This is a genomic window from Streptococcus suis S735 (genome assembly GCF_000294495.1).
GTDB classification, from domain to species: domain Bacteria; phylum Bacillota; class Bacilli; order Lactobacillales; family Streptococcaceae; genus Streptococcus; species Streptococcus suis.
Genome location: NC_018526.1, coordinates 953,274 through 977,664, shown reverse-complemented (window position 1 = coordinate 977,664; position 24,391 = coordinate 953,274). Strand labels below are relative to the sequence as shown.

At 40.4% G+C, this 24,391-nt stretch carries 30 protein-coding genes and 1 pseudogene; 26 read left to right on the top strand and 5 right to left on the bottom strand.

The window, feature by feature from the left end:
- The first annotated feature begins 38 nt into the window (after positions 1-38).
- Complete coding sequence (locus tag YYK_RS04860) at positions 39-953, top strand: AEC family transporter (protein WP_012027102.1); 915 nt, start codon at positions 39-41, stop codon at positions 951-953.
- A 35-nt stretch (positions 954-988) separates the two neighbouring features.
- Here the strand turns inward: YYK_RS04860 and YYK_RS04855 are convergent, their stop codons facing one another.
- From YYK_RS04855 to YYK_RS04845, 3 genes are all read right to left on the bottom strand, one after another.
- Positions 989-1,387, bottom strand: a complete 399-nt coding sequence (locus tag YYK_RS04855; protein ID WP_012028234.1) for a DUF5684 domain-containing protein — start codon at positions 1,385-1,387, stop codon at positions 989-991.
- Between the two features lie 127 nt (positions 1,388-1,514).
- Positions 1,515-2,735 (bottom strand): peptidase T, encoded by a 1,221-nt coding sequence (gene pepT, locus YYK_RS04850; protein ID WP_012027100.1) that lies wholly within the window; start codon positions 2,733-2,735, stop codon positions 1,515-1,517.
- 9 nt (positions 2,736-2,744) lie between these two features.
- Positions 2,745-3,560, bottom strand: coding sequence for a Cof-type HAD-IIB family hydrolase (locus YYK_RS04845; RefSeq protein WP_012027099.1), 816 nt, complete (start codon positions 3,558-3,560; stop codon positions 2,745-2,747).
- Positions 3,561-3,941: 381 nt separating this feature from the next.
- Here YYK_RS04845 and YYK_RS04840 point away from each other — a divergent pair, with 381 nt between their 5' ends.
- The 4 genes from YYK_RS04840 to YYK_RS04825 are packed head-to-tail and all read left to right on the top strand — an operon-like array spanning position 3,942 to position 6,230.
- Positions 3,942-4,412: an SRPBCC family protein gene (locus YYK_RS04840; RefSeq protein WP_012027098.1), complete on the top strand. Its 471-nt coding sequence runs from the start codon at positions 3,942-3,944 to the stop codon at positions 4,410-4,412.
- Positions 4,413-4,429: 17 nt separating this feature from the next.
- Positions 4,430-4,687 carry a hypothetical protein gene (locus YYK_RS04835; RefSeq protein WP_002940881.1) on the top strand — a complete coding sequence of 86 codons (258 nt, stop codon included), beginning with the start codon at positions 4,430-4,432 and terminating at the stop codon, positions 4,685-4,687.
- A 6-nt stretch (positions 4,688-4,693) separates the two neighbouring features.
- On the top strand, positions 4,694-5,947 hold the full coding sequence (locus YYK_RS04830; protein WP_012027097.1) for a DUF2130 domain-containing protein: 1,254 nt from the start codon (positions 4,694-4,696) through the stop codon (positions 5,945-5,947).
- A 1-nt stretch (position 5,948) separates the two neighbouring features.
- The gene (locus tag YYK_RS04825) at positions 5,949-6,230 is read left to right on the top strand and encodes a GNAT family N-acetyltransferase (protein WP_012027096.1); all 282 of its coding nucleotides are present in this window, start codon (positions 5,949-5,951) and stop codon (positions 6,228-6,230) included.
- On the opposite strand, the gene YYK_RS09945 is transcribed toward YYK_RS04825, so the two are convergent.
- Positions 6,231-7,078, bottom strand: a protein-coding gene (locus YYK_RS09945; RefSeq protein WP_094122532.1) for an IS630 family transposase whose coding sequence is annotated in 2 segments (ribosomal slippage) — positions 6,231-6,775 and positions 6,775-7,078 — 849 coding nt in all. Because the reading frame shifts where the segments join, the coding sequence is not laid out codon by codon here.
- Between the two features lie 29 nt (positions 7,079-7,107).
- Here YYK_RS09945 and YYK_RS04810 point away from each other — a divergent pair.
- From YYK_RS04810 to phoU, 18 genes and pseudogenes are all read left to right on the top strand, one after another.
- Complete coding sequence (locus YYK_RS04810; RefSeq protein ID WP_012027095.1) at positions 7,108-7,341, top strand: histone acetyltransferase; 234 nt, start codon at positions 7,108-7,110, stop codon at positions 7,339-7,341.
- Positions 7,342-7,353: 12 nt separating this feature from the next.
- A complete protein-coding gene (locus YYK_RS04805; RefSeq protein ID WP_012027094.1) occupies positions 7,354-7,587 on the top strand; it encodes a DUF1858 domain-containing protein in 234 nt (77 codons plus the stop codon).
- Positions 7,584-8,820 (top strand): annotated as a pseudogene (locus YYK_RS04800) (DUF438 domain-containing protein). Before YYK_RS04805 ends, YYK_RS04800 begins: the two are co-directional and overlap by 4 nt.
- Before the next feature lie 26 nt (positions 8,821-8,846).
- Positions 8,847-9,098, top strand: a complete 252-nt coding sequence (locus YYK_RS04795) for a hypothetical protein (RefSeq protein ID WP_014636000.1) — start codon at positions 8,847-8,849, stop codon at positions 9,096-9,098.
- On the top strand, positions 9,070-9,279 hold the full coding sequence (locus YYK_RS04790) for a hypothetical protein (RefSeq protein WP_012027091.1): 210 nt from the start codon (positions 9,070-9,072) through the stop codon (positions 9,277-9,279). The genes YYK_RS04795 and YYK_RS04790 overlap by 29 nt, the downstream gene beginning before the upstream one ends.
- A gap of 49 nt (positions 9,280-9,328) precedes the next feature.
- Entirely contained in the window at positions 9,329-10,207 is an 879-nt protein-coding gene (gene truB, locus YYK_RS04785; RefSeq protein WP_012775585.1) for a tRNA pseudouridine(55) synthase TruB, read from the top strand.
- Between the two features lie 34 nt (positions 10,208-10,241).
- Positions 10,242-11,165 (top strand): bifunctional riboflavin kinase/FAD synthetase, encoded by a 924-nt coding sequence (locus tag YYK_RS04780; RefSeq protein ID WP_014917251.1) that lies wholly within the window; start codon positions 10,242-10,244, stop codon positions 11,163-11,165.
- Positions 11,158-11,904 (top strand): potassium channel family protein, encoded by a 747-nt coding sequence (locus YYK_RS04775; protein ID WP_012775162.1) that lies wholly within the window; start codon positions 11,158-11,160, stop codon positions 11,902-11,904. The genes YYK_RS04780 and YYK_RS04775 overlap by 8 nt, the downstream gene beginning before the upstream one ends.
- A gap of 74 nt (positions 11,905-11,978) precedes the next feature.
- Entirely contained in the window at positions 11,979-12,380 is a 402-nt protein-coding gene (locus YYK_RS04770; protein WP_009909989.1) for a Spx/MgsR family RNA polymerase-binding regulatory protein, read from the top strand.
- Positions 12,381-12,394: 14 nt separating this feature from the next.
- Positions 12,395-12,673 (top strand): UPF0223 family protein, encoded by a 279-nt coding sequence (locus tag YYK_RS04765; protein WP_012027086.1) that lies wholly within the window; start codon positions 12,395-12,397, stop codon positions 12,671-12,673.
- Positions 12,663-13,421, top strand: a complete 759-nt coding sequence (locus tag YYK_RS04760) for an inositol monophosphatase family protein (protein ID WP_012775161.1) — start codon at positions 12,663-12,665, stop codon at positions 13,419-13,421. The genes YYK_RS04765 and YYK_RS04760 overlap by 11 nt, the downstream gene beginning before the upstream one ends.
- A complete protein-coding gene (locus YYK_RS04755; RefSeq protein ID WP_012775160.1) occupies positions 13,421-14,722 on the top strand; it encodes an RsmF rRNA methyltransferase first C-terminal domain-containing protein in 1,302 nt (433 codons plus the stop codon). The genes YYK_RS04760 and YYK_RS04755 overlap by 1 nt, the downstream gene beginning before the upstream one ends.
- Before the next feature lie 137 nt (positions 14,723-14,859).
- A complete protein-coding gene (locus tag YYK_RS04750; RefSeq protein ID WP_012775159.1) occupies positions 14,860-15,729 on the top strand; it encodes a phosphate ABC transporter substrate-binding protein PstS family protein in 870 nt (289 codons plus the stop codon).
- 2 nt (positions 15,730-15,731) lie between these two features.
- Positions 15,732-16,649: a phosphate ABC transporter permease subunit PstC gene (gene pstC / locus YYK_RS04745; RefSeq protein ID WP_002937619.1), complete on the top strand. Its 918-nt coding sequence runs from the start codon at positions 15,732-15,734 to the stop codon at positions 16,647-16,649.
- Entirely contained in the window at positions 16,639-17,526 is an 888-nt protein-coding gene (gene pstA, locus YYK_RS04740; RefSeq protein WP_002937616.1) for a phosphate ABC transporter permease PstA, read from the top strand. Before pstC ends, pstA begins: the two co-directional genes overlap by 11 nt.
- A gap of 24 nt (positions 17,527-17,550) precedes the next feature.
- Positions 17,551-18,354: a phosphate ABC transporter ATP-binding protein PstB gene (gene pstB, locus YYK_RS04735; RefSeq protein ID WP_002940866.1), complete on the top strand. Its 804-nt coding sequence runs from the start codon at positions 17,551-17,553 to the stop codon at positions 18,352-18,354.
- Between the two features lie 11 nt (positions 18,355-18,365).
- Positions 18,366-19,124: a phosphate ABC transporter ATP-binding protein PstB gene (gene pstB, locus YYK_RS04730; RefSeq protein WP_002937614.1), complete on the top strand. Its 759-nt coding sequence runs from the start codon at positions 18,366-18,368 to the stop codon at positions 19,122-19,124.
- A 28-nt stretch (positions 19,125-19,152) separates the two neighbouring features.
- A complete protein-coding gene (gene phoU, locus YYK_RS04725) occupies positions 19,153-19,809 on the top strand; it encodes a phosphate signaling complex protein PhoU (RefSeq protein ID WP_012028219.1) in 657 nt (218 codons plus the stop codon).
- Between the two features lie 201 nt (positions 19,810-20,010).
- Here phoU and YYK_RS04720 read toward each other — a convergent pair whose 3' ends face one another.
- Positions 20,011-21,213: an IS110 family RNA-guided transposase gene (locus YYK_RS04720; RefSeq protein ID WP_014917250.1), complete on the bottom strand. Its 1,203-nt coding sequence runs from the start codon at positions 21,211-21,213 to the stop codon at positions 20,011-20,013.
- Positions 21,214-21,586: 373 nt separating this feature from the next.
- Here YYK_RS04720 and YYK_RS04715 point away from each other — a divergent pair, with 373 nt between their 5' ends.
- From YYK_RS04715 to YYK_RS04705, 3 genes are all read left to right on the top strand, one after another.
- A complete protein-coding gene (locus tag YYK_RS04715) occupies positions 21,587-21,967 on the top strand; it encodes a hypothetical protein (protein WP_012027076.1) in 381 nt (126 codons plus the stop codon).
- 193 nt (positions 21,968-22,160) lie between these two features.
- Complete coding sequence (locus YYK_RS04710) at positions 22,161-22,832, top strand: response regulator transcription factor (RefSeq protein ID WP_009909965.1); 672 nt, start codon at positions 22,161-22,163, stop codon at positions 22,830-22,832.
- A complete protein-coding gene (locus tag YYK_RS04705) occupies positions 22,825-24,204 on the top strand; it encodes a sensor histidine kinase (protein WP_012775588.1) in 1,380 nt (459 codons plus the stop codon). Before YYK_RS04710 ends, YYK_RS04705 begins: the two co-directional genes overlap by 8 nt.
- The last annotated feature ends 187 nt before the right edge of the window (positions 24,205-24,391 follow it).

Here is a 24,391-nt window from a genome sequence, read left to right as displayed (position 1 = left end):
TATCATCAAAATTCTTTTCTATATGCTATACTAGTTTCATGAATGAACTTGAATTATTAGCCCGTGCTCTCGGTTTTATCTTTGTTATCGGTTTAGGTTATACATTAAAAGTCAAAGGGATTGTTCGAAGGGAAGATGCAAGAATCTTTTCTAGCTTAGTGATGAATGTTACGCTACCAGCTTCTCTCCTTGTAGCTTCAGCGACAACCCAAGTATCTATAGATTTATACCTTCCCTTCATATTAGGGATTCTTTGTAATCTTTTTTTGGATATGGTAGGATACTGGGAAGCAAAGAAGTCTGGTCAACAGACTTCCGTCGGTCTTATGCAGTTATCAGGCTATAATATTGGAACCTTTACACTCCCATTTGTGCAAGCTTTTTTTCCGCTATCTAGTCTACTAAGTGTCATCGTATTTGATGCGGGGAATGCAATCATGGTTCTAGGTGGGAATTACAGTATCGCAGCTGGTGTGGATGAAGAGCAGGAAAGAATGACCGTTGCAACTTTTATAAAGAATCTTTCACGCTCAGTTCCACTAGTAGTCTATCTAGTTAGCCTATCGTTAGCAGTCTGCTCTATCAAACTTCCACGCGAACTTATCTCTGCGCTGACGATAGCCAGTAACGCCAATCCTTTTTTAGCCATGCTCATGTTGGGAATCTTGCTTGATTTAAAATTGAATTGGCAAGAAATTAGTCGATTGGCCTATCTTCTCTCTTTGAGGCTGGGTGCGAATATTCTAATAGCAGGAGTCATTTATTTTCTTCTACCTATTGATAAAACGATGAAAATCATGTTGCTGGTCTGTCTAGTTTCTCCGATTTCAGTCATGTCCCCAATTTATGCATTAAAGTTAGGTAGTCGCTCAGCTGAACCTGCCAACGTTAACTCCTTATCTATTTTGGTCAGCCTAGTCATGATGGTTCTTCTTATTTTTCTATTCGTTTAAAAAAGCCTCCGCGTGTGCGGGGGCTTGATTGTATATTAATCAATAAAGAATTCTTGTGGACCTTGGTAACGACTTCCATCATTAAAGGCGATGTAGAGGTTAAAGATAGGTGTAAGAAGAACATAGAAGATAGCTTGTACAGCTGATAAACCGAAGCTACGACCAAAATTGTAAACGAGATAGATGCCATATAATGGTCCTGCTAGTGGAATTAGTAAGAATAGAATGAACCATCTTTTTTCATAGCCGAAGGTGATGCATTGTTGGATATAGAGATTGTAGATTGGAATCAATGATTTCCAACCAGCGTAGCCTGCTTTTTTGAAGAGGATGTAGTTGGAAATAGCAACAAGAATATACCAAATAAATGAAAATAGTAGTGTTGTACCCCAAATGCCAATGAGAATTCCCTGTGCTAATGTTTCTTCTGTCATAATAAAACTCCATTTCTTTTTTATAGTTCTATTATACTAGTATTAGTTCAATAACACAACATAAAATGGCATTTTTTTAAAATTTTTTCAGAAAAAAACGACTTTCTATTGAAAGCCGTTTGAAATTTTATTTGTAAGCGACGATTCCAAGGATGACATCGACGGCTTTTTCCATGGTTTCTAAGCTGACGAACTCGAAGCGACCGTGCATGTTTTCGCCACCTGCGAAGATATTTGGTGTTGGAATGCCCATGAAGGAAATCTTAGAGCCGTCTGTTCCTCCGCGAACAGGCTCAATCAGTGGCTTGATGCCTAGATTTTCCATAACGTCCTTAGCAATGTTAATTGGAGTCATATCTTTTTCGATGATTTTCTTCATGTTGTAGTACTGGTCATGTAGGTTGACAATGACGCGTGGAGTGTCAAAGTTGGCATTCATCTTTTCAGCGATGTCCAGCATGAGTTGCTTGCGGGCTTGGAAATCTTCTTCCTCAAAGTCGCGGATGATATAGGTGGTAGAAGCAGTATCAACGCTGCCCTCCATGTTCATCAAGTGGAAGAAACCTTCATATCCTTCGGTTTTTTCAGGGCGGTCTGTTTCTGGAAGGGCATTGTGGAAATCAATAGCCATTTGGAAGGCATTGATCATCTGGTCCTTAGCAGATCCTGGGTGGACATTGCGTCCTAGGAAATCAATCTTTGCACCTGCTGCTGAGAAGGTTTCGTACTGGAGTTCGCCCAGCGGTCCACCGTCCATAGTGTAGGCAAAGTCCACATCGAAGTCTTTCACATCAAACTTGTCTGCTCCGACACCGATTTCTTCGTCAGGACCAAAGCCGACACGGATTTCGCAGTGTTTGATGTCGGGGTTTTGGATTAGGAATTCAATAGCTGTCATGATTTCTGCAATTCCTGATTTGTCATCAGAGCCTAGCAAGGTAGTACCGTCTGTGGTAATCAGGATTTGACCGTGGTAGTTGGCAAGTTGTGGGAAGTCTTTTGGATGCAATTCATAGCCAGAAGTTCCCAAGGCAATTGGGTTACCGTCGTAGTTTTCGATAATCTGAGGATTCACACCTTCTGCGTTGAAATCAGCCGTATCCATGTGGGCGATGAAGCCAATCTTGCGGGTCAAACTTGGGTCGTTGGCAGGCAGTGTTCCCACTGCAAAACCGTTTGGTAGGTAGTGGACATTCTGCAAACCAATCCGTTCCATTTCAGGCAGAAGGATATTCTGTGCAAACTCGACTTGGTTTTGGGTAGAAGGAGTGGTTGTCGAATTTTCATCTGAGCGAGTATTTTCTTTGACATAGACCAAGAAACGGTCTAAGAGTGTTGGGTATTTCATATTGTCTCCTTATTTGTTCAAAATGTGTTTTTCAATGGCCTTGGCAACGCCGTTGTTTTCATTGGTGTCTGTGATGTCCTGGGCGATAGCCTTGACCTGCTCGTTGGCATTTCCCATGGCAATACCAAGTCCAGCAAATTCAATCATTTCCAGGTCGTTGTTGGCATCTCCCATAGCCATGATTTCTTCTGGGAGGATACCGAGGCGGTCTGCCAATTTTTTTAAACCAGAGGCCTTGCTGGCACCGTTTGGTAAAATTTCCAAGAGATAGTCCTGTGAACGAACGGTGGAATAGCGTTTGCTGAGTACAGGATTGTGTTGATTTTCAAAGGCATCAATATGCACTTTTTCACCGACAAACATGGCTTCAAAGAAGCGATACTGACCTGACTGGGCTTCTTTTAAATCAATTGGTTGAGGAGTCATTCCTACCAAACCTGCGTCTAAATTAACGCGTGCATTGGCTTTTTCTGCAAGAACGAAGTAGTCTTCCTCATCAAAAAGAGAGATTTGCACATCAGCATTTTCAATAAAAGTGGAAAGATAATCAATATCAGAGATAGATAGTTCTTCCCAGTCAATCAGGCTCCAATCCTTTGTCGAATGGGTTGAACAGCCGTTATTGACAATGATAAATTCTTCCTCGGTGTCAAAGCCGAGCTGCTCTACGAAAGGTTTAACACCAGCCAAGGGCCGACCAGTACAAAGAACAATCTTGAAGCCCGCTTCAACAGCCTGATGAATGGCATCAATCTGTGGCTGCATCAGCTCTTTTTTCTCGTTTAAAAGGGTTCCGTCCATATCAAGAGCGATTAGTTTTATCATATAAACCTCCTTGTTTTCAATACATCTAGTATAGCATAAAATGAGAAAGGAATGATTGAAATACTAAACTCTGTTCTATATGTTAAAATAAATTAGGTGACGAATGAAATATAGAAGTGTTTCAAAAATGACAATGTCCATTATGTGGCAGGAAAGTCTAACATTGCTAGGGGATACAAAACATGGAGTATGAGCCAGATAAACAAAGGTAAGGACAGTCTATGAAAGATGTTATAAAAAATAATTCAGATTTCAAGATACCGTTTTTCGATCCTCTGGAATGAATAGCATTCATGCTTAAAGAATAGAGACAATGGAAATATCGGTTATAGACCGGTGTTTTTTGGTATAATTAATAGAAGGATAGAATAGGAGCATGATATGAAGATTAGTGTGAAGAAAGAGGCGGGGCACTACCTGTTCAGCATTTGCTATTCTGTGTCGGCTAGTTTGGCGGAGTCCTGGGATTTGTTGGCGACAGACAGTGGTTTTGCCCACTGGTTTCCACAGTTGAACATTGTAGGAAATACGCTGGTTTTTGAAATGGAAGGATTTCGTGAAGTTATGGATTTACTGGAATACCGAAAAAATGAGAAAATTGCCTACAGGTGGGATTCAGCAACAGTTTCATTTGCACTGTCTCAGCTAGAAAATCAGACCTTGATTACTTTTGAAGAACGAATTCCAGAAGATTTTGGTAATGAATTTGCGAATGCTCAAAAAGACATGACAGGCTGGTTGGTGCAAAATGAATGTATCAAAAAATTCTTAGAAGGTCAGGAGCCGCCTGTGTGTCAACCCTTGCAGGAAAAGTGGAGGACTTTTCTGGAGCTTGAATTAGAAGGTCTGTGATCTGAAAGGAGGCTGTTATGAAAAAGTGGTGGGAACAACTGAAAGAAGAATATTATGAAACACGGTTTGATTCTAATGAAGATTGGATGGAATGGTTTATCAAACGGAAGATGACCTGGGGCTGGAGATGGCCGACTGCCATAACGATTTTTGTCCTTTGGGCTCTATCACTTCCAGATGCTAGAAATGCGGTTCGTTTCTTTTATTTTTTATTGGCGCTGGGAGTAGCTACGGTTTTACATAAATTAATATCTTATTTGAAAAGAAGAAAGTGAGAGTATATGCATCAAATTACTTGCCCCCATTGTGGGACGGCCTTTCAGGTCAATGAAACAGAATATAGTCAGCTTTTAGCCCAGGTGCGTGGTGCGGAGTTTGATAAGGAAATCTACGACCGTTTGGAGCGGGAACGGGAATTATTAAGCCAGAAGGCTGAAAATGATTTGCAGGCTAGATTGAGTGATAAGGATAAGGAGATTCTGGAACTGACCGCAAAACTTGATAAATTTGCTAGTCAGACGGAACTGGAAATCAGCTCTGCTATTTCCCAAAAAGACCAAGAAATCCAAGAGCTTAAGGCTCAGTTGGGGCAAATCGGTCTCGCCAAGGACTTGGAGTTGCAGCAGGCGGTAGCTCAGGTGGAAAAAGAGAGGGATGCGGCACAAAATGCTTTGGTTTTGCAGGAACAAAAGCAAGAGTTAGCCCTGGCGACCACTCGTCAGGAGTACGAAGTACGGCTCAAGGCGGCGGATGAGCAGGTGGAATTTTACAAAAATTTCAAGGCTCAGCAGTCTACTAAGGCAATTGGAGAGAGCTTGGAGCAATTTGCTGAGGCGGAGTTTAACAAGGTTCGTTCCTATGCTTTTCCACGTGCCAAATTTGCTAAGGACAACGAAGTATCAGCGTCCGGTTCAAAAGGAGATTTCATCTTCCGTGATTTTGACGAGTCGGGCTTGGAATTTATTTCCATCATGTTCGAAATGAAAAACGAGGCAGATACGACCAAGACCAAGCATAAAAACGCTGATTTCTTTAAGGAGTTGGATAAGGACCGTCGGGAGAAAAAATGCGAATATGCTGTATTAGTCAGCATGCTAGAGGCGGACAATGACTATTACAATATAGGGATTGTGGATGTTAGTCATGAATATGAGAAGATGTATGTTATTCGACCACAGTTCTTTATCCAATTAATCGGAATTTTACGAAATGCTGCGCTCAATAGTCTGCAATATCAGCAGGAGTTAGCCTTGGTTAAGGAGCAGAATATTGATATTACTCATTTTGAAGAAGATTTGGAAATTTTCAAGAATGCTTTTGCCAAAAACTATCAATCGGCCAGCAACAATTTCCAAAAAGCTATTGATGAAATCGACAAGGCAATCAAGCGAATGGAGGCTGTCAAAGCAGCCCTGACCACCAGCGAAAACCAGCTTCGCCTAGCTAATAATAAACTAGACGATGTCTCCGTCAAAAAACTAACCCGCAATAACCCAACCATGAAAGCCAAGTTTGAGGCGTTGAGGGAGGATTGAGATGATTGTTCCGTTACAATTTGAGCATATACTTCAACTTGATGAGGCCTTCCAGAAGCAAGGTTGGCCCTCCCGCAAAGAGATTTTAACCAACTATTTAAGGGAACAAGAAAAGGGAGAACGTATCGTCCTAGTTGCTGAAGAAACGGGGGTTTGTAAAGGTTATATCACCTTGATTAAGCAAGTGAAGGAGGGACAGTTTTACCAATCTGGAATACCTGAAATTGCTGATTTCAATGTTTTTGAAGACTTTCAAAATCAGGGGATAGGTTGGCAATTATAGTCAACTGAAACAAGAGCAGGACGAAAGTGCCTCAAGAAAAGTATCGCAATTTGGCAATACTCTTCTGAGGTGTTTTTTGATGTGAGCCCATATTTTCTCAATGGGATTATATTCCGGTGAGTAAGGAGGAAGTGGTAAAAGTCTATGTCCCTGCTCCTCGCATAAATCTTTTAGCTTACTCATCCTATGAAACTTTGCATTGTCCATAATGATAACAGATGGTTTACCTAAAGTGGGTAGTAAGAATGTTTTGAACCAAGCTTCGAAAAAGCCACTCGTCATAGTATCTTTGTATGTCATCGGGGCTATAAGCGCACCATTTATGAGACCTGCTACTAAAGATATCCGCTGGTATCTTCTTCCAGAGACCTTACCTTTTATCAACTGACCTTTCAAAGAGCGACCATATTTTCGATGAAAATATGTCTCAAACCCTGTCTCGTCAATATAAACAGGAGTCAAGTGGCTTAAGTTATTCAATTCTTTAAGGAACAGTTCTACTTTTTCAGGGTCTTGTTCATAGTAGGTACAGCTCTTTTTTTTCGAGTATATCCCATAGCTTTGAGGGCGTAATGAATAGCTGTTGGATGACAGTCAAATTCAGAAGCTATTTCAGTCAAATAAGCATCTGGATGAGTTTCAAGATAATTCTTTAATTTATCTCTATCCACTTTTCTTGGCTTGGTTCCTTTAACTTGGTGATGAAGCTCGCCGGTTTTCTCTTTTAATTTTAGCCATTGATAGATAGTGTTACGTGAAACTTGGAAAATAGCTGATGCTTCAGTAATACTGCCGGTTTTCTCACAGTATGCGAGAACTTTTTTACGAAAATCTAATGAATATGCCATAAATACATTATATCATAAATGTACTGTTTTTGTTTCATTTAACTATATTAGATGCTATCTGCCAACTTGCCTCAGAATTTACGGATACAGTAGGTATTGGAGTTGGTTTGAATGCAAATTATGGAAAGGCTCAACGGCTCTATGTAAAACATGGTTTCATACCAGACGGAAGCGGTGTCTGGTACCGAGGGTGCTCTTTGCCAGTAGGTGCCAAAGCCTATAACGATGATGAATTGGCCTTGTATTTTACAAAAAAATTATAGAGGAAAAGTAAAATGAACACCATCGACCTAAATCTGCCTGTTGCAGAGATTATCAACCAGCACCCAGAAGTCAAGGACATTCTGGTAGAGCTTGGTTTCAAGCCCTTGGCAAATCCAGCTATGCTGAACACAGTTGGTAAGGTAACCAGTCTGAAGACAGGATCTAAGATGACCAAGATTCCACTAGACCGTATTCAACAGGTCTTGGAATGCAACGGCTACGAGGTAATAGGAGGAGAAGCATGACCGAAAAACGTGTTGACATTCTGAAGAATATTCTCTTGGACCTGCACAATGGGGCCAGTCCAGAGTCTGTTCAGGACCAGTTTAATCAGCATTTCACGGGAGTTTCTGCCTTGGAAATCTCCATGATGGAGCATGAACTCATGTCCAGCGATACGGGTATCACTTTTGAAGATGTCATGAGCCTCTGCAATATCCACGCCAACCTCTTCAAAGGAGCCATTGCGGATGTGGATGTGGCGGATATGGACCGGGAAGGACACCCTGTCTATGTCTTTAAGCAGGAAAACCTTGCCCTGCGGGCAGCTCTCTTACGCATCCGCCGTATCATTGACCAGTATGAGCAGACAGAGGATGCGGAGCTGAAAGACCAGCTCCTGCAAGGTTTGACACGCCAGTTTGGCCTCCTCGGTCAATTTGAAAACCACTATACCCGCAAGGAAAAGGTCTTCTTTCCCATTATGGAGCGGTACGGTTATGATGCACCGCCCAAGGTCATGTGGGGTGTGGACGACGAGATTCGCGATCTCTTCAAGACGGCCCGTAAGGCACTTGAAGGAGGTGACCTAGCTGCGACACGTGCTCACTTTGAAAACTTCGCCAAGGAGTTCGAGGAGATGATTTTCAAGGAAGAAGCCATACTTCTCATGATTTTGCTGGAGATTTTCACCCAGGACGACTGGCTCCAAGTGGCAGTAGACAGTGACGCCTACGGCTACGCCATTGTCAAGCCGACAGCCAAGTGGGTACCTCATCGGGAGGCTTTTTGGGAAATAGCAGAGCAGGAAGTAAATGCTGTTTCTCTGCAGCCAGCAGGACCAAATCAGCAGATTATCGACACGCCAGAAGGCCAGTTTACCATTGCCTTCACACCCAAGGAAAAGTCAGAAACTGTTCAGGACAGAACTAGTCCGCAGACCTTCGGCAATGGTTATTTATCTGTTGAGCAAGCGAATCTTATCCTCAATCATTTACCGCTGGAATTAACCTTTGTCAACAAGGATGACATTTTCCAATATTACAATGACAGCCACCCTGTCGAAGACATGATTTTCAAACGAACACCAAGCCAGATTGGACGCCATGTGGTTCAAGTCCGAGAGCATGGGCAAGTTTGTCTATGTAGTCTATAAGGCGGTGCGTGATGACCAAGGAGAGTTTCAAGGCGTTTTGGAGTATGTTCAGGATATTCAACCATTTTTTGAGATTGATAGCGATTTTCATCGGGATATCTAGTTTAGTCATTTTTGAAAGGAAAGAACATGAAACAATTTGAACGTACATACGAGAATATTGACTTTATTCTTTTTAAGGCTTATTATATTGAAGGAAAGAGCGTAGATGTTGCGGTCAGTCTTAGGGAGCAGGAGTATATGATTGAATATATAGGTGCAGATAATCGAGTTGAGAATTCAGTAGATTACACTTCTATTCGTATCAGCAAGGCAAAAAAATTTAGAGAATTTTTGAAAGGAAATCAAGCTGTTGGATTGGCCGACCATAAAAATTGGTGACGAAGGCTATTATGATGCCCCATTGATATTTTCTTGGGGCTATGATGAGGAGGCTGAGGAAAGCATTGATGAGGCAGTTGCATATGAAGCAGCACCTTCTGGAACCATGCGACGTATTCATAAGGAACTAGAGAATTTGATAGGTACAACATTCGGTAGCTATCGTTTCTACGATGACTGATTGATACCGGACCGCCCACAAGAGCGGTCCTTTGTGTTATAATGAGAACATGATTTCAGGAATTATTAATGTAAAAAAAGAGGCAGGTATGACCTCGCATGATGTTGTTTTTAAGCTCCGCAAGATTTTGCAGGAGAAGAAGATTGGTCACGGTGGGACCTTGGATCCAGATGTGACAGGTGTTCTGCCCATTGCAGTCGGCAAGGCCACGCGCATGATTGAGTACATGCAGGAAGAGGGCAAGATTTACGAGGGGGAGATTACCATTGGTTACTCTACCACGACAGAAGATGCATCTGGCGATCTTGTTGAGCGGACACCGGTTTTGTACATAGCAGAGCAGGCAGTTGATGAGGCTATGACCAGTTTCGTAGGCACTATTACCCAGATTCCGCCTATGTACTCTGCTGTCAAGGTCAAGGGCCGTAAACTCTACGAATACGCACGGGCGGGCGAAGAAGTTGAACGTCCTCAACGCCAAATTGAGATTTACAGTTTTGAACGGACTAGCCCGATTGAACTAGCAGATGACTGTGCACGGTTTACCTTCCGAGTTCGCTGTGGTAAGGGCACCTATGTCCGCACCCTGTCTGTTGACCTAGGGGCTAAGTTGGGCTATGCCAGCCATATGTCCAAGTTGGAACGAACAGGATCAGCTGGAATGGACCTAGCGGATGCCTTGACTTTAGAAGAAATTTCTTCGCTGGTAGCTGAAAATGATTTTTCATTCCTCCAACCTATTGAACGTGGTATCGGGGATTTACCTGTTGTAGAATTGAAAGAAGAGCAGGTGCAAGATGCTACATTTGGTCGATTTGTCGAATTGAATGCAGAAGCAGAGCGCTTAGCAGGCTTTCATGATGGTCAGTTGATTGCTATTTTTGAAAAACGCGACCAGCTGTATAAACCGAGCAAGGTTTTGGTCTAAGAAATTTCTCAATAACTGTGATAAAATAGAAAACATGAACATTAGAACAATTAAACATTATAGTGAATTGAATCAAGAGGAGCCGACGGTTTTAGTACTGGGCTACTTTGATGGGATTCATCTTGGGCACAAAGCTTTACTTGATCGAGCAAGAAAAGTAGCAGATGAGCAAGGTTTGACAGTAACTGTTCTGACCTTTCCAGAGTCACCTCGATTGGCTTTTTCTCGCTTTAGCCCAGAACTTTTACTGCATTTGACTAGTCAAGAGCAGCGCTACCTCTTATTGAAAAAATATGGTGTTGATAATCTTATTTTGACTGATTTTACTAGTGAATTTGCTAATAATACTCCTCAGCAGTTTATGGAGCGCTATATTAAAGGTCTCAATGCCCAGATTTTGGTTGCAGGTTTCGACTATCATTTTGGAAATTGCAGAGCAGATGTCAAAGATTTGACAGAGTTATTTGATGGTCAGGTAGAAATTGTAAGTGAAGTGAGCCTGGGCGGAGAGAAAGTTTCGTCAACTCGTATTCGTCAGGCTATCCAGTCAGGGGATGTCTCTCTAGCTAATCAACTTTTAGGTTATCCATTTATGACGGAGGGAATTGTGGTGCATGGAGATGCCAGAGGACGCACCATCGGCTATCCGACTGCAAATCTGGCTCCTTTTGACCGTGTCCATTTACCATCTGAGGGAGTCTACGTCGCTGATGTCGAAGTAGATGGAAAACGCTATCGAGCTATGACAAGCGTTGGGAAAAATGTGACCTTTGATGGAACGGAGATGCGGATAGAAGCCCATATTTTTGGGTTTCACCGCTTTATCTACGGAGAAAAAATAACTATTTTTTGGTTTGAAAAAATTCGAGATATGGTCAAATTTGATGGAATTGAAGGATTGATGGAGCAGATGAAATCTGATGAGAAATTTGCCTTGCAATGGGGGAAATATGCTTAAACGATTGATTCGTCATCCTTTTTATGAGAAGGCTATGACCTACATAGCTGTAGTCTATGTATTTCTTATCGTACTTGAATTAATGGATGCTAGTATTGCCAATTCTAGTGGGTATCGGGTACTAGACTTGCTCTTATGGTTTATTTTTGTTTGCGATTATTTTGCTCAGCTTTATTATGCGGATGACATACTTGAATATGTACAGGGACATATCTTGGAATTAATTGCCATTATTCCATTTGATTCATTCTTCAGTTTTCTTCGCTTGGGAAGACTTGCACGACTCTTCAGATTGGTCAAAGTAACGAGAATATTTGCCCTGTCTAATCGATTCTGGGATACAATCAACAAGCTTTTGCATACCAACAGTTTATCCAAAGTGTTGATGTTAAATATCTCAGCAGTGCTAGTTTCAAGTGTCTTATTATCAGTAATTGAAGGAAAATCATTCTTCGATGCACTTTGGTGGTCCATTGTAACGATGACAACTGTAGGGTATGGAGATATTGTCCCCCAAGATACGATTTCTAAAATTATAGCCATCCTCTTGATGTTGGTTGGTATTTGTACTTTTGGTATGGTTACCTCCACAATAACTCGTTTTTTCTCTGAAACAGAGCGAGAAACGAAGTTGGATATCTTGATGGCAAAAATTGATGAACAAAACGAAACATTATTACGCTTAGAGAAAAAAATAGAATCTTTAGGAAAATTAGGTGAATTACAGGGAAGAGATTAGATTTACTATTGAAAACTCTTTTAAGTTAGAGTATAATAATAAGAAGAAAAATGTTTTTAGAGGGGATGGAAGACATGATTACTTTATTTTTGTCACCGAGTTGTACCAGTTGTCGTAAAGCTCGTGCTTGGCTGACAAGTCACGAAGTCCCTTTTATTGAGCACAATATTATGACTAGCCCTCTAACTGCTGAGGAATTAAAGAACATTTTAGCATTGACAGAAAATGGGACAGATGACTTGATTTCTACCCGTTCAAAAGTTTTTCAGAAACTAGATATTGATGTTGATGAGCTTTCTGTGAAGCAGCTTATTGGGTTAATCGAAACCTATCCGAGTCTCTTACGGCGTCCGATTATTTTGGATGAGAAGCGGATGCAGATTGGTTTTAACGAAGATGAAATTCGTGCATTTCTTCCGCGGAAGTATCGCAAACAAGAACTAAAAAATGCTACATTGAGAGCAGAAATAGGATAAGAAAGATAAAAGATATGAACAAAAATTATTCATATCCACTTGATTTTTCGTGGAGCACAGAGGAGATTTCCTCCGTGCTTTCTTTTTTGAATCAGGTGGAGGCAGCTTATGAAAAAGGAGCAGATGCGGTAGCTATATTAGCTAGTTATAAAAGCTTCAAAGATGTTGTTAAAAGTAAGGGACAGGAACGTCAAATTGATCGTGACTTTGAAGCAGTTTCTGGTTATTCAACCTATCGAGTTGTTAAGGCTGCTCGAGATAAAGGGAAAGGAGTTATTTGTTTTGGAAACTAAGTATCACTTTGCCCAAACGATTGTCCTGGAAGCTGGAAATTTTCTCCGACAGCATTTACATGATGATCTTCAGATTGAAGAAAAAGGTGACTTTACAGACTTGGTAACACACCTTGATAAACAAGTGCAAGAAATGTTGACTCAACAGATTCAATCTCGCTATCAAGGTGATGGGATTTTAGGCGAGGAAGGTGGGGACGTTTCTTCTATTCATGAGGGAAATGTTTGGGTTATTGATCCAATTGATGGCACCACAAATTTTATTGCTCAGAAAACTGATTTTGCCATTATGATTGCCTATTTTGAAAATGGAGTAGGAAAGTTCGGTATCATCTATGATGTCATGCGAGACAAACTTTTCCATGGAGGAGATTCATTCCCTGTTTTTTGCAATCAAGAACGCTTAAAGAAACCAGAGCTGCGCCCTCTTCGCCAGAGTTTGATAGGAATCAATGCAAAGTTGTACGCAGGCAATGCACATGGAGTGGCAGAATTAGCAAATCAAAGTTTAGGTACAAGATCTGTAGGAAGTGCTGGAATTGGTTTCGCCCACGTTCTGGAAGGAAGATTATTTGCCTATGCTTCTTATCTGTGTCCATGGGACTACGCAGCAGCCAGTATTATTGGTTCCTCTTTAGGCTTAGTCATGTTAAGTTTTGAGGGTCCGAGTCTGGCCTATGATAAGCGAGAGTTTGTCATGCTAGTATCAGAATCCCATCTTGAGGAAGTGAAGGGGTATATATTCTAATGCAATTACCACAGGATTTTATAGATAAATATAATCATTTGCTTGGTAGTGAAGCCCAAGCATTTTTTGAGAGTTTTGAACAAGACCCAATCTCAGGATTTCGCACAAATCCTCTTAAAGAAAGCCAATTGGACTTTGAGCAACCAATCCCTAATATGACTTGGTCATACTATGGTAAGGTCTCAGGGAAATCTCCAGAACATGTAACTGGCTTAGTCTACTCACAAGAGCCAGCTGCACAGGTTGTAGGTCAGATTGCAGCACCGAAAAAAGGGATGAAAGTATTGGACTTGGCAGCAGCGCCAGGAGGAAAGTCTACTCACTTGCTTTCATACTTAGAAAATACGGGGCTCTTGGTTAGTAATGAAATTTCTAACAAACGAGCAAGGATATTGGCTGAAAATATTGAGCGTTTCGGAGCGAGGAATGTTGTTGTAACAAATGAATCAGCAGACCGCTTGGAAAAGGTCTTTCCAGGATATTTCGATATGATTGTCCTAGACGCTCCCTGTTCAGGTGAAGGGATGTTTCGAAAATACCCCGATGCGATTCAATATTGGTCCAAACATTATCCAGCACAATGTGCAAGCTTACAGCGTGAAATTTTAGAATCGGCCTTGAACATGTTGGCTCCAGATGGTCAATTGATTTATTCTACTTGCACTTGGTCACCAGAGGAAAATGAAGAAGTAGTGACTTGGCTCTTAGAACAGTATGATTTGGAACTAATAGACATTCCTAAAATCAATGGAATGGTAGAAGGAATCGGATATACAGAAGTTGCTCGTATGTATCCCCACCATTTTGCAGGAGAAGGTCAGTTCGTTGCCAAATTTAGATTTCTAGGGGAAGCCAGTCAGAAAAAATTAAAACCAGGAAAATCTAATTTGAATAGAGAACAACAATCTCTCTGGAAAGAATTTGAACAGAAGCATTTAAGGGTTCAATTGGATGGTTTACTGCAGGTTTTTGGCGACAATCTCTACCTACTGCCACACGGCCTTCCTGATTTGTCAAAAGTAAAGATTGCTCGAAATGGTCTTCACTTGGGGACGTATAAGAAAAAAAGATTTGAACCAAGTTTTGCTTTAGGTCTAGCACTCCATAGTTCGGAGGTTGAAAATCGAGTGGAAATCAGCTTAGAAGAATTCTCGTCCTATACTGCAGGACATACCATAGCTGTGTCCAAGGATTTAGCTAATGGCTGGTATCAGGTAGCAGTCCAGGGGAACGGTCTTAGTTTCGCAAAAATTGTATCTGGAACGCTTAAAAACGGCTTTCCAAAAGGGTTGAGATTTTAAAATAAATCAGCAAATTTTTTTTGCAACTTGTCTTTTTATATGATATAGTGGATGAGTGGAAATATCTTGTAAATTCTATGTAAAATACAGAGTTAATTTTAGGAGATTCCACTGAAAAATGTAAAGGAAAAAATGAAATGAAAAAAAAGCAGAAGCTTGGAATTGCAGCTTTGTTTCTTTTGAGTAGTATGGCTCTTTCTGGTTGTTCTTCTTGGATCGATCGAGGAGAGTCTATTACAGCCGTAGGTTCGACGGCGCTTCAACCACTTGTTGAGGCAGCGGCAGATGAATTTGGTAGTGTCAATATCGGTAAATCCATCAACGTTCAGGGGGGAGGGTCAGGTACTGGCTTGTCACAAGTTCAGTCTGGAGCTGTTCAGATTGGTAACTCTGACGTATTTGCTGAGGAAAAAGATGGTATTGATGCAAGTAAACTTGTTGACCATCAAGTAGCAGTAGCTGGTTTGGCCGTTATTGTAAATGAGCAGGTATCGGTTAAAGATATTACTACAGAAGATCTGCGTAAAATTTTTACAGGTGAGATTACCAACTGGAAAGAGCTGGGCGGTAAGGATTTGGAAATTTCAATCATTAACCGTGCAGCTAGTTCAGGTTCACGTGCGACCTTTGATAGTGTTATCATGGATGGACAAACCGCAACTCAGAGTCAAGAACAAGATTCTAACGGTATGGTAAAATCTATTGTTGCTCAGACACCAGGTGCAATTTCCTACCTATCATTTGCTTATCTAGATGATTCCGTTAAAACAATTAAGTTAAACGGTTTTGAACCAACTGCTGAAAATGTAGCAACAAATGATTGGCCAATTTGGTCCTATGAGCATATGTATACGATGGGAAAAGCGACTGATTTGACAGAAGAATTTTTAGATTACATGATGTCAGATGAAGTTCAAAATGGTATCGTTGAAAGTATGGGATACATTTCTATCAACGATATGAAAGTTGTGAAAAGTGCTGATGGCACGGTGACTGAGAAGGAGTAAGCATGAAAAACGAACAACTAGCAAAAGAGTTATCGTCTCCATCTAAAAATTCTCGATTAGAGAAGTTTGGTAAGGTAATTACATTCCTTTGTCTATCATTGATTGTCTTTATTGTTGCAATGATTTTGATTTTCGTTGCACAGCGTGGATTATCGACTTTCTTTGTTGACGGTGTGAGCATCACTGATTTCTTATTTGGAAGCAAGTGGGAACCAAGCTCGAAAATATTTGGTGCCCTGCCAATGATTTCAGGTTCTTTCATTGTTACGATTCTGTCAGCTGTTGTTGCGACCCCTATCGCAATCGGTGCAGCGGTCTTCATGACAGAAATATCACCAAAACGTGGTGCAAAAATCTTACAACCTGTTATCGAACTTTTGGTTGGTATTCCATCGGTTGTATACGGTTTCATTGGTTTGCAAGTAGTTGTGCCATTTGTACGTTCAATCTTCGGTGGAACAGGTTTCGGTATCTTGTCGGGTGTATTTGTACTTTTCGTTATGATTTTGCCAACAGTAACCTTTATGACGGTTGACAGTTTACGTGCAGTACCTCGTCACTACCGCGAAGCAAGTTTGGCTATGGGAGCCACTCGTTGGCAGACGATTTGGCGTGTTATTTTGAACGCGGCTAAGCCAGGTATTTTTACGGCCGTTATCTTTGGTATGGCGCGTGCCTTTGGTGAAGCCTTGGCTATTCAGATGGTAGTGGGGAACTCTGCGGTTATCCCGACTTCCTTGACAACGCCAGCAGCGACTTTGACTTCTGTTTTGACAATGGGTATCGGTAATACAGTTATGGGAACTGTTCAGAACAACGTCCTATGGTCCTTGGCCCTAGTCTTGCTCTTGATGAGCCTTATCTTTAACATGATTATGAAATTTATTACGAGAGAGGGTAAGAAAAACTATGCACGCTAAAAAATTTGATAAATTGGCGACTGGTATTCTTTACTCAATCGCTGGTGTGATTGTCGTTATCTTGACGTCACTGATTCTTTACATCTTGCTACGTGGTCTGCCACATGTAAGCTGGGATTTTTTGACAAGTAAATCTTCGTCTTACAAAGCTGGTGGTGGTATTGGAATTCAGCTCTACAACTCATTCTTCCTATTGGTTGTAACGCTCTTAATTTCTGTTCCCTTGTCAACCGGTGCAGGTATTTATTTGGCTGAATATGCTAAAAAAGGTCCATTGACTAACTTTATCCGTACCTGTATTGAGATTTTGTCATCCCTACCTTCCGTTGTCGTTGGTTTGTTTGGTTACTTGATTTTCGTTGTTCAGTTTGAGTACGGTTTTTCTATCTTATCAGGTGCCTTGGCTCTTACAGTCTTCAACTTACCACAGATGACACGTAACGTAGAGGACAGCCTTCGTCACGTTCACCATACACAACGTGAAGCAGGATTGGCTCTTGGTCTATCACGTTGGGAAACTGTTCTCCATGTTGTTATTCCAGAAGCACTTCCAGGGATTGTAACAGGTATCGTCTTGGCATCTGGTCGTATCTTCGGTGAGGCAGCAGCTCTTATCTACACGGCTGGTCAGTCAGCTCCAGCTCTTGACTGGTCAAACTGGAATCCATTGAGTGTTACTAGTCCGATTTCTATCTTCCGTCAATCAGAAACCCTTGCGGTTCATATCTGGAAGGTAAACAGCGAAGGTACAATTCCAGATGCAACCCAAGTTTCTGCTGGTTCAGCAGCGATTCTCTTGGTCTTCATCTTGATTTTCAACCTTTCTGCACGTTATATTGGTAAGAAACTTCATGCGAAACTGACTTCAGCAGCCTAGAAGTCTGACTTATAAGGAGAAAAAATGGCAGATTACAACTGGAATGAACGCCATATCATTACTTTTCCAGAGGAGAATATCGCCCTTTCGACAAAAGATGTTCATGTTTACTATGGTAAAAATGAAGCAATCAAGGGCATTGATATGCAGTTCGAAAAAAATAAAATTACAGCCTTGATTGGACCATCAGGGTGTGGGAAATCAACCTATCTTCGCAGTCTTAATCGTATGAATGATACTATTGATATTGCTAAGGTAACCGGTCAAATTCTTTATGAAGGAATCGACATCAATAGACCAGATATGAACGTTTACGAAATTCGTAAGCATATCGGAATGGTATTCCAACGTCCCAACCCATTTGCAAAATCGATTTATCGCAACATCACATTCGCACATGAACGTGCAGGTGTGAAAGATAAGCAGGTTTTGGATGAGATTGTTGAAACTTCTCTGAAACAAGCAGCCCTTTGGGATCAGGTAAAAGATGACTTGCACAAGTCAGCCTTTACCTTATCAGGTGGACAGCAACAGCGTTTGTGTATTGCACGAGCTATCTCTGTAAAACCACAAATCTTGCTTATGGATGAGCCTGCATCAGCCTTGGATCCAATTGCGACTATGCAGTTAGAAGAAACTATGTTTGAATTGAAGAAGGACTACACCATTATCATTGTTACGCACAATATGCAACAAGCAGCTCGTGCAAGTGATTACACAGCTTTCTTCTATCTGGGTGACTTGATTGAATATGATAAGACAGCAAATGTCTTCCAGAATGCAAAACTCAAGTCAACTAGTGACTACGTTTCAGGACATTTTGGATAGAAAGGAAACAAATGACATCACCTATTTTACAAGTAAAAGATTTGTCTGTTTACTATAACAAGAAAAAAGCCTTGAATAATGTGTCAATCGATTTCTATCCAAATGAAATTACTGCTTTGATTGGACCCTCTGGTTCTGGTAAGTCAACCCTCTTGCGTTCTATTAACCGTATGGGAGATTTAAACCCAGAGGTAACATTGACAGGTGCGATTGATTACAACGGAAAGAACATATACAGTCCTCGTACGGATACTGTTGATCTTCGTAAGGAAATCGGTATGGTATTCCAACAACCAAACCCATTCCCGATGTCTATCTACGAGAATGTCGTTTATGGTTTACGTATTAACGGTATCAAGGACAAGCAGGTCTTGGACGAAGCAGTTGAGCGTTCCTTGATTGGTGCTTCTATTTGGAATGAAGTGAAAGATCGCTTGCATGACTCAGCAGTTGGACTTTCAGGTGGTCAGCAGCAACGTGTATGTGTGGCCCGTGTATTGGCAACAAGCCCCAAAATTATTTTGTTGGATGAGCCAACTTCAGCCCTTGACCCGATCTCAGCTGGTAAAATTGAGGACACACTTTATGGTCTGAAAGATAAGTATACAATGGTGCTAGTAACACGTTCTATGCAACAGGCATCACGTATTTCAGATCGAACAGGTTTCTTCCTTGATGGCGATTTGATAGAATACAATTTGACAAAAGAAATGTTCTTGAATCCTGCCAATAAAGAAACAGAAGACTATATTACAGGTAAGTTCGGCTAAGGCCTATAAGAAAAAGAAAGAGGTTCACATGTTAAGAGCTCAATTTGAAGAGGAATTAGGAAAACTTCATAACCAATTTTACGCCATGGGAAATGAAGTATTGGCTCAGATTAATAATGCTGTTCGTGCCTTTACAATTCATGATCGTGAATTAGCAAAAGAAGTTATTGAAGCAGATAAGAAAATTAATGCTTTCGAAGTGAAATTAGAGAAAAAATCACTTGAAATCATTGCTCTCCAACAACCTGTCTCAACAGATCTTCGTCGCGTTATCACAGTCTTAAAAGCAACTAGTGATTTGGAGCGTATGGGAGACCATGCAGTCTCAGTTGCTAAAGCAGCTATCCGTATGAAGGGAGAAGTTCGCATCCCAGTTGTTGAAGAAGAAATCAAGAAAATGGGACGTGAAGTTCGTCAATTAGTAGAAGAAACTTTGGAACTCTACTTAGGTGATGCTGATATGGAGCGCGCTTATGAAGTAGCAGCACGTGATGAGGTTGTCAATGAATTCTATTCAACTATTCAAGAATTGACAACGGAAGAAATCAAGAAGAATCCAGAATCCTTGGTTGCTGGTCGCGACTATTACCAAGTTTTAACCTACTTGGAACGTGTCGGTGATTATGCTAAAAATATTTGTGAGTGGGTTGTTTATCTACGCACAGGTGATATTACAGAGTTGTAATTCAGAAGTCCGAGAGGGCTTCTTTTCTACCATTTGTCAAGTTCATCAAGGTATTTGACGAAAAATATTTTGTATCTCGTAATCAAAATAAGGAAATTGTTTTATTTTGGACTACATTTTAGTGTAAAAAGTGCATACAAAACCAACACCTTATGTTGAAATTTTTTGATAAGGTGTTACAATGATAGAGCATAAACAGTTTTACCGATTTTGGGTTGAAGCGTAATCGTAAAGTTTGTTATGCATAATGAGGTAATACATTGTCCGAATGAGACGATGTATGGAGGCAATCGTGTGCGGCTTCGTTGAAGTCGTTTGCGATTGTCTTTTTCGTTTCTCATAAAAGTCTGCGATATGGCAAGGATTGGTATGACTGGCTGAAGCGATATTGTGGATACACTTGAACAGAATCTTTCTAGCGTAGGGATTGCCACGCTTGGTAATGTGTTCCTTAGCGAGGAAGTTACCAGATTCATAGTGTCTCAGGTCAATACCGATAAAGGCATTGATTTGGTTGGCATACTGAAAACGGCGAATATCTCCCAGTTCACCAATAATACTTGTTGCAGTAGTCTCAGCTATTCCAGGAATAGAGAGCAGAATGTCATATTCAGGTAATGGCTGAGCTAGTTCCACCATTTCGTCTAAGACAGCTTGTCTCTGTTCATAAAGTCTAAGCAATTCTTTTGCATAGTAACGGACCTCTTCCAGTATTGGAGAGGTTTTCTTGACGGCACAATAAGATTGATTAGCTAGTGCTATAAGCTTTTCTGCTAAGTAAGCCACACGCTTGTCAGAAATCCGTTTTGAAGTGGACAGACGGATGCTCTTTGAGAGTTCATCATTGCTTAACTCAAGTACGCAGTCCTTACAAGGAAAAGCTATAACTAAGTTCCAGTATTGTTCGCCAGATGGTGTCGATAAGATATTTTCCAATTCAGGGAAAGTGACCTGTAAGACCTTGTGCAGGCGGTTTTTAGCTCGAACAATATCCTCGGTCAGATTCTGATAGAAACGGCTGAGATCCCGCAAGTTTTGGTAGACTTCTTCTTGGACATAAGTGGGTTTACGATTCAGCACAAATTGAGATTGAGCCAGTTTTTCAGCGTCAATTTGATCTGTTTTCCGCACACGCAAGCTATCCAGTTGCTTCTTAGCTTCTAAGGGATTAAGCCGTGTATAAGCATAGCCATTATCATCTAGAAAAGTTTGGAGACGGCGAGAATAGACACCTGTTGCTTCAAAGATGATTTCTGGCTTATGGACGGTTCTCAAATCGCCAAGTATCCGAGCAAAGCCGATGGCGTCATTGGATATGGTATAGCCATGAACTTTCTCACCATTGACTAGAATGGCCACTTCTGAACTTGCCTTACTCACATCAATCCCAAAAACTACTCGCATGTTGTCTTGAATGATTCCTTGTTTTAGCGATGTCATTTTCAATACTCGACGTCTGGCGTCCCACATACTTTGATAACATTCTTTCTAAAACAGGTGTCTTGCCAGTTTTTGTTGCGACGTCTAGCGTCAAAAGCACCCTCGACTTAACAAGACACCTCTACTTTATCATAAGGAAAAAGTAGTGAGTACTTTCTCTCGTCGGAGATTTCCTCACTACTAATCTTAGTATGTTTTTGTGTAATGGACTTTTATAAAAAATGCTGAATTTCTTTAGCTTGTTTTAAGTTTTCAATACTATACTATTATCATCAGGTGAAGAGGAGTTATTTAACAGGTCTCATTCTGATAATATTCTATTGAAAAGGGGAATTTCATGTCATTTATTAATCAATTTAAGTCACAGTCAAAAACAGTACTAGCTACTGTTGCTATTTCAGTTGCTATCTTGGGCTTTGCAGGGGGAATGAGTATTTCTAAAAGCTCAGCAGGAGTTTCAACACAAAGTCAGGTAACTTTGGCGCAAAATGGTTCCGTAGCTAAGAGTGGACAAGTAGCTACCCAAGGCATGCTACCAGGTCAGGGAGGAGCTACACAAGATATATCACCGGGACAAGGTATAACTCCTCCTGATGCGACAAGTGGAGCAACTCAGTCAAACTCGAGTACTTCTTCTGATGAAGTGAATGCTTTAAAAAAGAGGAATCAAGAAATTAAAGCTCAAATTTCAGGAGATAGTAGTTCTTCTAATCAATAAATATTGAGATTTCGATTTTTACTTATTCCATGATATAATGAACTCGTATCAATAAATAGTTAGATAAAGACTACCTTATCATTCATTTTTCAGATGGTCATAGTAGTACTTTATCTAACCATTTCTCTTAAAGACCGTGACCTGTCCCAGGTCTTTGGTTTGTTTATTAAACCGAAACGTAAGGAAGTGTATGATGATTAAAATATTGTTAGTGGAAGATGATTTAAGTCTATCAAATTCTGTTTTCGATTTCTTAGATGATTTTGCGGATGTTATGCAGGTTTTTGATGGTGAAGAGGGCGTTTATGAGGCGGAAACAGGCGTTTATGATTTGATTCTTTTGGATTTAATGTTACCTGAAAAAGACGGCTTTCAAGTCTTGAAAGAGTTACGTGAAAAGGGGGTTACGACACCAGTTCTGATTACAACAGCCAAGGAAAGTCTAGAGGATAAAGGCCATGGTTTTGAATTGGGGGCTGATGACTATTTGACAAAACCGTTTTATTTAGAAGAATTGAAGATGCGAATTCAAGCTCTATTAAAACGAGCGGGTAAGTTTAATGAAAACACACTAACCTTTGGAGATGTGACAGTTGACCTATCTACAAATATGACGATGGTAAATGGCGAAGAAGTTGAACTGTTAGGAAAAGAATTTGATCTACTAGTTTATTTCTTGCAAAATCAAAATGTTATTTTGCCAAAAACACAAATTTTTGACCGTATTTGGGGCTTTGACAGTGATACTACAATTTCAGTAGTAGAAGTATATGTTTCTAAAATTAGGAAAAAGTTGAAAGGAACGACTTTTGGGGAAAATCTTCAAACCCTGCGTAGTGTCGGATACATTCTAAAAAATGCCTAAGCGATTTAAAAAATTAATGTACACGGATAAATTTTCTTTCTTTATCCGTTATTTTGCAGTATTTACTCTGATTTTTGGTTTAATGACAGCCATCATTTTTCAATTAATGCGTTCAACTATGTACCAAAATTCAGATAACACCTTGAAACGCATTAAGAAAGAACCAGCGCTGGCTGTTGGTTTTGCAATCGCAAGAACCTATGAGCCCAATTCTGTATTTATCCTTCAAGATAGTCCAACTGGTGAAGAAACTACGAGCTCTAGTTCAGATAGCATGCCTGTTCCTAAAAATCAAAAAAATACTAGAGCTGGAGATCAGCTGAGATTAGGTGCCAATACTCATGTTTTACTCTATAGTAAAAGTGGAGAGATGATTAATCCAGATACTTTTACTGGTTTGGCCGACCTATCATTAGACAAGGAAAAATTGGGTGAAATTAAGGAAACTACGGTTGAATCAAGTTTTGGTATGTCTGAAGATTATCGCTATATAACGATTGGGCTGGCTACAGATGAACTAGGTTATTATTCGTCCTATGATATAAAATATGCGACAATTTTGGTGAATGTCAGCCAAATTAAATCTTCCATTGAGAGCTATGAATCGACAGTTGCTATTGTTATGGTATCAGCTTGGTTGATTTCTATACTAGCAAGTATTTACCTATCGAATCTTAGCATGCGTCCAATCCTAATTAGTTATCAAAAACAAAAAGACTTCGTTGAAAATGCTAGTCATGAGTTACGCACACCGTTGGCAGTTCTTCAAAATCGCCTGGAAAGTCTATTTCGTCATCCCGAGACAACTATTTTGGAAAGTAGTGAAAGCATCGGATCTAGTTTAGAAGAAGTTCGAAATATGCGACTATTAACAACGAACTTGCTCAATTTGGCTCGTCGTGATGATGGCTTAAAAGTCGATATGATCGATGTCCAACCCAACTATTTTGATGAAATCTTTGCTAATTACCTTATGATTGCCGAAGAAAATGGAAAAACTCTAACAGTTAATAATTTGATTCATCAGCCAATTCGAACAGACAAGGTTTTGATTAAACAGTTGCTCACCATTTTGTTTGACAACGCTATGAAGTATACCGATGATGATGGGACAATTCAAATAGCAGCTAATATCAAGGACAAACTAGTTTGTTTTACAGTTATTGACAATGGTTTGGGAATCAGCGATGTCGATAAAAAGAAAATCTTTGATCGCTTTTACCGAGTTGACAAGGCTAGAACACGTCAAAAAGGTGGATTTGGTTTAGGTTTATCTTTAGCTCAACAAATTATTAAGAATCTAGATGGTGAGATTTCTGTGAGAGATAACCAACCGAAAGGAACTATTTTTGAGGTACGTTTACCCAAATAACTAACCATTCATCAAGATTAGAGGTTGGGTAAAAAATCCAGCCTTTCTTCTCAAAGTTCGCTCTATTTCCAATTTCCAACTTCCAACTGTCTCCCAGGTAGTTTTGTAGCGAACTCTGTTCGCTCTATCTCCAGCCTCCAAAGGTTTGGGGAACTGTTTCAGCTGGTCACCTAAAAATAAGAAAGTG